Origin of the sequence: Mycobacterium sp., from assembly GCF_040509115.1 — a bacterium.
Classification (GTDB): Bacteria; Actinomycetota; Actinomycetes; order Mycobacteriales; family Mycobacteriaceae; genus Mycobacterium.
Window position 1 is genome coordinate 1 of sequence record NZ_JBEVLO010000194.1, and the last position, 9,726, is coordinate 9,726.

The 9,726-nt window shown below is 65.1% G+C and carries 8 protein-coding genes; all 8 read right to left on the bottom strand.

The genetic code is table 11. From position 1 onward, the window contains the following. The coding region (locus ABW137_RS13715; protein ID WP_526400757.1) for a polysaccharide deacetylase family protein at window positions 1-549 on the bottom strand (549 nt) is incomplete at its 3' end. A gap of 5 nt (window positions 550-554) precedes the next feature. After that, on the bottom strand, window positions 555-1,712 hold the full coding sequence (locus ABW137_RS13720; RefSeq protein ID WP_526400759.1) for a glycosyltransferase family 4 protein: 1,158 nt from the start codon (window positions 1,710-1,712) through the stop codon (window positions 555-557). A gap of 69 nt (window positions 1,713-1,781) precedes the next feature. Next, window positions 1,782-3,119, bottom strand: coding sequence for a nucleotide sugar dehydrogenase (locus tag ABW137_RS13725; RefSeq protein ID WP_526400761.1), 1,338 nt, complete (start codon window positions 3,117-3,119; stop codon window positions 1,782-1,784). Continuing rightward, entirely contained in the window at window positions 3,116-5,281 is a 2,166-nt protein-coding gene (locus tag ABW137_RS13730; protein WP_526400763.1) for a heparinase II/III domain-containing protein, read from the bottom strand. Before ABW137_RS13730 ends, ABW137_RS13725 begins: the two co-directional genes overlap by 4 nt. Continuing rightward, window positions 5,274-6,530, bottom strand: coding sequence for a glycosyltransferase family 4 protein (locus ABW137_RS13735; protein WP_526400764.1), 1,257 nt, complete (start codon window positions 6,528-6,530; stop codon window positions 5,274-5,276). The genes ABW137_RS13730 and ABW137_RS13735 overlap by 8 nt, the downstream gene beginning before the upstream one ends. 25 nt (window positions 6,531-6,555) lie before the next feature. Continuing rightward, entirely contained in the window at window positions 6,556-7,680 is a 1,125-nt protein-coding gene (locus tag ABW137_RS13740; RefSeq protein WP_526400766.1) for a glycosyltransferase, read from the bottom strand. Beyond that, window positions 7,677-8,684, bottom strand: coding sequence for a glycosyltransferase family 4 protein (locus ABW137_RS13745; RefSeq protein WP_526400768.1), 1,008 nt, complete (start codon window positions 8,682-8,684; stop codon window positions 7,677-7,679). The genes ABW137_RS13740 and ABW137_RS13745 overlap by 4 nt, the downstream gene beginning before the upstream one ends. Before the next feature lie 67 nt (window positions 8,685-8,751). Next, window positions 8,752-9,726 (bottom strand): O-antigen ligase family protein (locus tag ABW137_RS13750; protein ID WP_526400770.1); only part of this gene is annotated, 975 nt, incomplete at its 5' end.

Sequence of the window (9,726 nt, forward strand, 5' to 3'; positions counted from 1 at the left end):
CGCATCGGGCAGCTGCTTGAAGCACTGAAGCGTCGCGTCGCGCGTCTGGACGCGATCCGCATCGCTCCGAAGTGAACGGACCCCGAGGCCGACCGCCGAGAGGTCGATCTCGGGTTCGGACGTCTCGGCGAAGGCGTGCCATAGCCGGTCGGGCCAGAGCAACTCCCCGGTTCCCATCGGTCCCGTCGCGAGGAAGACGGCAGCGGGAACTCGGAGCTCACGCAGCACCGGCGCGGCGTTGGTCAGCAGGTTGCGGGTTCCGTCGTCGAAGGTCACCGTGGCCGCACGGCTTGGCAGCGTACCGTCACGGAGACGCTCGAGCGCCTCCTCCAGCGGTAAGACGGTGAAGTGCCTGCGGACGTACTCCAGGTCACGGCGCAGGGTGGCAGTGTCGATCACCCAGTCGGCGGGCGGGGACACCGGCTCACGCTCCACCCCGTGGAACATGAGGATCGCGAGCCGACGCGAACGTCTCCATCGCTCGATCGTCGGGACCCCGAATGCGCACAGCAGCGCGCACTTCCAATCGTTCAAGCTAGCCACGGTCATTCCTCCTAAGCGAGAGCTCTTCGGTACGCCTCGACGGTCATGTCCGCGACTGCCGCAGCGGCGTACCGGTCCAACGCAACTTCGTGCGCACGTCGGCCCAGGCGCACGGACAGCTCCTGATCGACGAGCAGCTTCACGATCCGGTCGGCGAACGTAGCTTCGTCGTCGGATTCCACCAGGAAGCCGGTCTGCCCGTCGTCCACCATTTCCTGAACGCCGCCAACCCGGCTCGCCACGACGGGCTTTCCCGCGGCCATGGCCTGCGCGAGGATCGTGGGAGCATTCTCCTGTCGCGAAAACAACACCACGGCGCGAGCATTGGCGATCTCACGCAGCATGCGTTCGTTGTCGACCAGACCGACGATGTCGATACTGCCTTCCAAGCCGAGCGCGTTCACTCGGTCGCGAACGCGTTGCGCATAGTCGGCGTCGGGCTGCGGACCGACGATCAACAGCCGTGCCTGCGGCACGGTCAGGCACACCCGCGCGAAGGCATTGACGAGGCCGAGGGCGTTCTTGTTCGGCGTGAGCCCGCCTGCGAAGAGCAGGCATGGTTGCGTCGGCCCTGGCGGCGCCAGTGCGAAGAACTCCGCGCCGGTCGGATTGGGGATGTTCATCCGTGTGCCGCGGATCGGTCGGTCCAGCACTTCGGCATCCCAGTTCGAGATGGAGATCACGACCTTGGCGCGGCGCACCACCCGCCTCTCCAAGTTGCGAATCAGCTTGTTGCGCAGTCGTCCTCGAAGACCGCTACCCTCACGGGTGTCCGCGTTGGTCTGGGGCAGCGTCACACCGTGAATGGTGACCGCGGCGTTCGGGCTGCAACGCTCCGCCATGTCGCCGTACAAGCCGACTTCCTGACCGTGCACCACGTCGGGCTGCATCTGCGCGACGAGCTCGCGAGCCTTTCGCACGTCGAGGAACGACCTGCTGATCGTTCGGAGCACACGCTGGCCACGCAGATAGTGGACCTCGACCTTCGGGCTCTCACGTCGGAAATCGGTCGACGCATCGCCGCCGTGGAACCGCAGCACGGTGACACTCTCGATGTCGTCGTGCTGCGCCAACGCCGGAACCAAAGCGCTTGTCGCCGACTCGATTCCGCCGTGAACCACACCAGGCTCAAGCGGATACGGACCGATCATCAGGACCTTGATGCCCATACCGACTCCTTCTCGGATCGGCCCATGGTGGAACCGATGTGCGCGCGGCGTTTCGCCCAGAACATCTGGCTACCAACCAATGCCCTGGTAGTTGGGAGCTCCGCGCAGTTGCTCTGCGTCGGGCAGTCGCACCAAGTCGACGATGAACCGGTCCGACCCGGCCCGCGCGACGGCGTCGACGACCCTGGGTTCGCGAGACCCGACTATCAGCACGTCGCCATGGTCGAGCACGGCATCGACATCGTCGGTCAGCAGGTCGCCGATGTGCGGAAGCTGCTGCCGAATATAGGCTCCGTTCGCGCCAGTCAGTCGCGAGAGAACAACGGTCGCATCGTAGATCTTCACGTCGAATCCCTTGCCTATGAGGCGTTCGGCGAGCTCCACCATGGGACTGTCGCGGAGGTCATCGGTACCGGGCTTGAACGACAGCCCGAAGATACCCACCTTGTGGCGGCCTGCTTCGAGCACGAGGTCGACAGCGCGACGCATCTGGCTCTCGTTGGAAGTCAGAAGATTCGCCAACAACGGAACGTCGAGATCATTTCGACGCGCGGTGTGGGTGAGGGCGCGCACGTCCTTTGGCAGGCACGAGCCTCCGAAGGCGAATCCGGGCCGAAGATAGGCGGGGCTGATGTTCAGCTTGGTGTCAGACATGAAGATGTCCATGACGGCGTGCGAGTCAAGCGTCAGCGACGAGCAGATCGCCCCGATCTCGTTGGCGAAACCCACCTTGAGCGCGTGGAAGCTGTTGTCGACGTACTTGGTCATCTCGGCGACCCTTATCGGGACCTGGAACTGCCGACCCGGAAGGCCCTCGTAGAGGTTCAGCACGATCTCCCCGCTGTGCAAATCGGTGGCACCGACGACAGTCTTGGGCGGATCGAGAAAGTCTCGTACGCTGGTTCCCTCGCGCAGGAATTCGGGGTTCACGCACACCCCGAAGTCGACCCCGGCGCGCTTGCCCGATGCCGATTCCAGTCGTGGAATGAGTAGGTTCTCGCACGTACCCGGCACCATGGTGCTGCGGTAGACCACCACGTGCCAGGAGTTCTTCAGTGCCAATGCGGCACCGATTTCATCGCTTACCTGCTCGAGGAATGCGGTGGACAGTCCTCCTCCATGGGCAGAGGGGGTACCGACGCAGACGAGCGAGAGGTCCGTATTTTGCACTGCGCTGGCCGAATCGGTCGTGACGGTGAGATTCCCCGCCCCGACGACCTCGGCGGTGAGATCGCCGATTCGTTCCTCCACCACCGGCGACCTACCCTGCCGAAGGGCGTCGATCTTGTCCGGGTTGACGTCGACGCCGATCACCCGATGTCCGCGAGATGCCAGGCAAGCCGCGCTCACGCAGCCCACGTAGCCAAGTCCGAAGACACTTACCGAATCCGATACCTTTGCGTTCACGATTTGCTCACCAACCCCATATCAGACGAAGAGGACACCGCGGCGGCGCCGGACCTGCCGGCATCGATCGTCAGTCCGCGCCGGACACCCGCCTCGGACCACCGGACGATCAGCGTCGAACCATTCCGAAGAATTTCGGGTGCGGCGATGACGCCGGGATCACCAACGCGCAGCACTGAAAGGACCGCCATGGGTGCGGCGGCTCGGGAGCGCACCCCGACCAGCCACGCCGGCGTCCTGGCCTCGAGACGGTCCGACCACCATCCCAGGTGCGAATCATCCTCCCCCCGTGTCTGTTCGGTATCGACGGGCGAAGTCGCGGCGTAGCAAAACTCCATGACCGGGGCCCCATCGCGGCTGATCAGCTGCCCGTCGGGGGTGGGCGTCGACTCCAGCTCTGGATGCAGGGGCCACGCCACGGCGACGGTATGCGACGACCGGCCGTCGACCAGGTCGACGACTGCCACGGTCGGATCACCGGGCGGGGCGATGATCCACCGTCGATGCACCACCGGGTCGTCGAGCCGCCGATAGCCGTCGTGCTCGGCGTCGACGATCCCGCGTTCGAGATCTACCGAGTGGACGGTGACTTCGGCGTGGTGACGCCAATAGAACGGGCCGCCGATCACCGATTGGTCGAGGTCGTCGACGCACACCGTGGGATGAGCGCGAGTGCCCCGATGCACCTTCCGCACAGCCGAATTCCCGTAGAAGCTGGCCGTCCCCGGGTCGACGATCAGTTCGCGCCCATCGGCGCTGAGCGTCACGGCCAGCGCATCGGCATGCCCGTGCGCCGCGGTCGAGAGATAGCCGAGAGGCCCGACGTCCATCGTCAGTCGCCGACGACCGCTTCGCAATACCACCAGACCACCGTTCGGCGCATAGACGCTCGGCGGACTCTCGCCGCTGCCCACACCCGCGCCAATCACGCCGACGTCCGTTCGTAGCGCATCGGCCATCCACCACTCCGCAAGTGTCTTCCCGCCGTACCGCGCTGCGGTCACGTTCCCAGTGATCGCTGCCACGATCCCGAGATGCTCGCGGACCGTACGCTTGCCCTCGGCACCCAGCCTGAGCGCGAAACTGTCGTCGTCGTCTCCATATCGAGGGTCCGGATCCTCGGAGCCGACGAGCGAGGCGAGGTACTGCGCACCACGATCGAGCGCCGCGGTCAACGCCGTTGGCACCCGATCACCGCTGCGCTGCAGGAGTGCCACCGCGGCCGCCAACAGCTCGGAGGCGAAGATCTGATAGGAGATCGACTGCTCGGCGCCTGCGCCGTCGGGCAGAATCAAACGGTCCGCCTCGGCGGCGAGCATGTCGACCGCACGTCCATGAAGCGATGCGGGCGCGGCCAATTCAGGAAACAGCAGGTGCACGATCACCAGCCCGGCCAGTTCGCCGACCAGGTGGTTGTTGGCCGAACTGAATCGGGAACGGGCAGTCCAGCAGTAGCGGGCACTCGCGTCCAGCATCCGGACCACCCGGCGGTACCTCGCGGTCGTCATGGCAGGCGAGTTCCGCAGTCCCTGCATGGCAATGGCCACCGAGATGGCCCTGACCCCCGCCTCGAAGGGGCCCCGCCACGCGATGCCTGCGCCCAACGGGTTCTGGTCCAGCCACGAGTCGAGGTCCGCGAAGGCCATGTCGGCGTAGCGTGACTCGCCGGTGAACAGCCACGCCTGGGCGAGCACGGGCAGATGCTGAAGCCGATTGAGCTCCCAGATCCATTTCGGGTCGCTCGACGCCACCCGGTGGTCAATCCGCCTACTGGCGACTGCCGGCCACCGCTGACGGGTGATCGGATCGTAGTTCCAGTCGATCACGGGGCCGACGTTCACGCGGGGGTACCCGAAATAGGAGCGCTCACCCGCGAGAACTCGGTCGGCCTCGGCCACCAATTGCGCAACCTCGACCGGCCGTTCGGCTGCCACCTGCTCTGCGAGGTGCGCATCGAGCAGTACCGGTCGCGTCGTGTCGTCGCGGAACCGCTCCAAGAGCGTGTTCCAGTCCGACACCGGACCCGTCAGGATCTTGGAGTCGGGCCGCTCGCGCAATCCGTCACGGCGCACCAGCGTGCCGAACACCCGCTGAGCACGCCATACCGTCTCGCGAGGCGACATCGTCGCCGCGCGACCGACATACCAACCGAGCCTAGACACGTATCGTCCCTCGCCGTTCCATTCGACGGGCTCGGCCTGGATGCCTGCGGGCAATGGGTCGGCTCGGTCCCAGCAATCGCTCATAGAACGCCACGAGCTCCCGGCGCGACACCTCCCAGGAGAGTTCCCGTTCCACCCTGCGACGCCCCAGTTCCCCCATCCGGCAACGACTATCGGGATCCCTCAGCAAGGAGTCGATTGCCTGAGCGAAGGCGAGTTCGTCGTTCGCCCGGACGTATACCGCTGCGTCACCGGCAGACACGCGCGCCTCGACGAGGTCGAAGGATACGATCGGCCGAGCCATCGCCATGTATTCGACGACCTTGTTCATCGTCGACACGTCATTGAGTGGGTTGCACGGGTCGGGAGACAGACACACGTCGGCGGTGGAAAGGCAACGCTGGACGAACTCGTCGGGCACTCGGCCAGGAAAGTCCACGATGTCGGCGATGCCGAGATCCACACTGAGCTTGACCATTTCGTCGTAGACGTCACCTGCGCCCATGAAGATCGCGTGAAAGTCGTCACGTCTGATCTCTTCACGCAACAGTTGCAACGTCCTCAACGCGTAGTCGACTCCGTCCTGCGGTCCCATCACCCCCAGGTACGCGAGTAGGTAGGGTTTGCGGCGCAGGCTGTGGTCCGGCTGCCGGGGGGTGAAGCGGTTTAGGTCGGGTGCGCTACGCACGACGGTCACCCGGTCAGGAGGCATCTTTCCGCGCTCGATCGCGATCTGCCGATAGCTTTCGTTCGTCGAGATGACGGCGTCAGCCGCTGCGAAGGTGAGTCGTTCGACGCATCTCGTCAACAGATAGAGGATTCGCCCGCCGTCGGGAAAGCGCGACAGGAACAGTTCGGGCGTCAGGTCGTGCTGGTCGAAGACGAACCGCGTGCCAGTTGGCCGCAGTACCAGGGCGATCAGAAACAGCATGTCGGGGGGGTTGCACGCATGCACGACGTCAACGGGCCCCGACCAGCGGACCTTGATCGCGAGCCGCAGCGTGTGCCAGAGCGCGAGCGTGTACTCACGGAGGTACTCCTTCGGCCCACCGGTTGCCGGGCGCAGTGGATAGCGCAGGATCCGGACACCCTCGATCTCGACCTCCCGCTCGGTGTCCTGGGTGGCACCGGCCGGGCAGATGACGGTGACCGCGAATCCCCCATCGGTCAGTGCCAAGGCCTCCTGCCACACGCGGCGGTCGAATGGCACTGACAGGTTCTCGACGAGCATCAGTATGTGGCGCTTCATTGCGTACATCCCCCCAAGTTGGTGTTCATCGAGCTGCGACCATGCCCTCGATCGCGCGTTGCGCCCCCTCCACGCTGCGGTCCAGACCGAACTCAGCCTCGACGCGTTGACGCCCGGCAAGGCCCATCCCACGCGCCGTCTGCGGGTCAGACAGCAAGCGCAGCAACCTGGCCGCGATCTGTGCCGGATCCTTGGGCGGCACCAGGTAACCGGTCTCCCCGTCGTTGACGATCTCGATGATTCCGCCCACAGCCGTGCAAACCACTGGCCGAGCGCAGGCCATCGCCTCGAGCAGTGCCATCGGAAAGCATTCGGTTGTCGAGGTCATCGCGAAGACGTCGACCGCGCAGAGCATGCGATCGACATCGCGACGCATGCCTGCGAAGTGAACGTTGGGAGTGATGCGCAGTTCGGCGCACAGTGCCTCGAGTTGGGGACGGCAGGGCCCGTCACCGATGACCAGGAACCTCGCTCTCGGCATCTCGTCGAGCACGACGCGGGCGGCCCGTAGAAAGGTCGCGTGATCCTTCTCCTTGCGGAGCGCACCGAGGATGCCCACCACGGGATCGCCTTCGGCGAAGCCAATTTCGGCGAGGACGTCGCGGCGGGTCGTCACGTCGAACAACGCTGCATCCACTCCATTATGGATGATGCGGACCTTGTCGTCGGGGTACCCGCGTTCGTGCACCAGGAACCGCCGCTGCGCCTCGGCTACCCCGAAATATGCACTCGTCCAGCGGTTCAGCACACGATCCACGGTGCGGTGAACGATTCCGCGAGGCAGTATCTCGCTGGTGTGGTGTACCCACATGATCGTGTGTGCGACGCCTGCGAGGCGGGCGGCGACGCGGCCAAGGATCTCTGCGTTGCGGCCCGTCACCACCACGACGTCGGGCCGCTCGCGCTTCATGATCGAAATCAGTTCGCGCAGCGCGCGCGGAGCCTGCCTCTTGCGCAGCCAAAGCGCCCTCGTTGCCACCCCGGTTGCACTCAAGTCGGCGAAGAGCTCACCGTCCCAGCCGATGCACACGACCGACGGGGTGAACCGCGCTGGGTCCATCCGTGGCAGGAGCGTGCTCACATGTCGTTCGGCGCCGCCGGCCGCCAGGTGTGGGACGACGAACAGTGCCCTGATCGGACGGTCGCTCACGTGCACACCTCGCGGTAGAGCGCGTCCAGCCGGCGCCCAATCGTGCTGGTATCGAACTGATCCTCGACTCGCGCATGGGCCGCCGCACCATATCGAGCGCGCAACTCGCGATCGCAGACGACCTCGCGCAGCGCGGCGGCAATTGCCTCGGTGTCGTCCGGCGAGATCATCACGCCACACCCGTCGCCGATCATCTCCGGTAGCCCGCCGACGTTGGTGGCGATGACGCACATGCCTCGCGCCATCGCCTCGAGAACCGCCATGGGCTGCCCCTCGTTGCGCGACGGGAGCACCAGCACCTGCGCGCTGTCGAGCATTTTGGCCGTCTCGTCCTCCGACAGCCAATCATGTACCTGGACGGTGTCTTCCACACAGAGCTCCTTGATTCGTCGACGCGCCTGCTCGGTCTCGCCGTCTCCAGCGATCGTCAAGGTCGCCAAGGCTCCGACTTCCGTACTGAATCCCGGCTCGCACGCCAGCTTGGCCCATGCGTCCAGCAGCCTGAATGTGCCCTTGTGATCGCCGATTCGGCCCAGGAAGACCACGCGCGTCGGCTCACCCGGTGCCGGCTGGCCAACACGACGTGTGAGTCGAACCGCATTGGGCATTGCCGTTATTCGGGCTGTCGGGGCAATCACCCGCATCCGGTCAGCCCATAGTTCCCCGAGTGTGACGAAGGCACTGACCCGGGAGAGGGTCGCCCGAATCACCGCCTGAACCAGCCGGGGCGAGTTCTCGTAGTCCGCTTGAAAGCCCGACCCGTGCATGTGGAGGATCACGGGCACCCGGGTAGGTCGGCTGATCCAGAACAGGATGGCCTTTCGCACGAAGCTGCCGCGGGTACTGGCGTGCAGGTGAATTACGTTCGGACGGAACCGGATCAGCTCGACGACGAACAGCAGCGCGCCAAGCGCGAACGCCGCGATCTTGTCCGCCGCCGATCCGTCCCGGTGGGTGGCGACGTGCCGGACCTCCCAGTCGCTCCACAGTGGCGTTTGCTGCATGACCCGGACATATGACGCTATCCCGCCTCGGGTCTGCGTGCTGGTGGACACCCACAGCGCCCGCCGCTCAGCCATGTCGCTGCAGCAATCGCTGGGGGGCGTCGACGGCCGCCGAGACACCCGATTCCTCAGTTCGTTCGAGCCAGCCAGCCGTGATTCCGGCGAGCAGGAATATTACGGCCGTTGGAAAGTCGAAGAACCGGAGGTCGACGGTGATCCCGGTGCAGATCAGGATCGCAAACGCCATGATCGCGGTGACCGCAAGCGGCTGACCGCATAGCTCGTCGGCCGGCAGCGTCCGGTATGCCTTCCTCAGGCGGTACGCGATGAGCGCCAGAACGATGATCCATCCGGCGAATCCGATCAGCCCCAGCTCAGCAAGGATGCCGAACTCGTTCTCGTGCGACACGTCACCGAGACCGCGGATCCATGGAATGTCTGTAGACCACTGCTGGTGGTGATAGAAGTTGACGGCCTGGAACCGTGCGATTCCCCATCCTTGCAACGGTTCCCGCGCAAAGGCCCACAGGGCGGTTTGGAGGTTGTTGAGCCGATCGTCGACCTCGCTCACCGAGGCCACGCCGCCTGCTTCCCGGTCGGCGCTGGTGAACACCGACCAGTTGGCGGCGACCACGATCGCCACGAGGCTCAGAACCGCAACGAAACCTCTGCGGAATCCCTTGGCAAGAAGTGCACCGATGATCAACACGACGACAGCGCTCAGCCAGGCCGCCCGGGTATGGGTCAGATAGATGCCCCAGCCGCAGCCAGCTGCGACGACGAAGGCCACGCACCTCTGCCATGCCGGTTCGCTGCGTCGGCTCATCAGCAACATCGCGATCGCGAAGCCGAGCGTGAGCACCATTCCGTTGACGACGGGCTGGACGAAGACGCCAAGGGCTCGACCAGCCCACCCCGTCTGGTCGTTGACGACGATGTAGCGAGGCCAAACCAGATCACTCAGTCCGATGAACGGCATGATGCTCACGGCCGCCGAGTAGGCCGCAAAGGCCAGAAGGAACCAAAGCAGTGCCCGTACCAC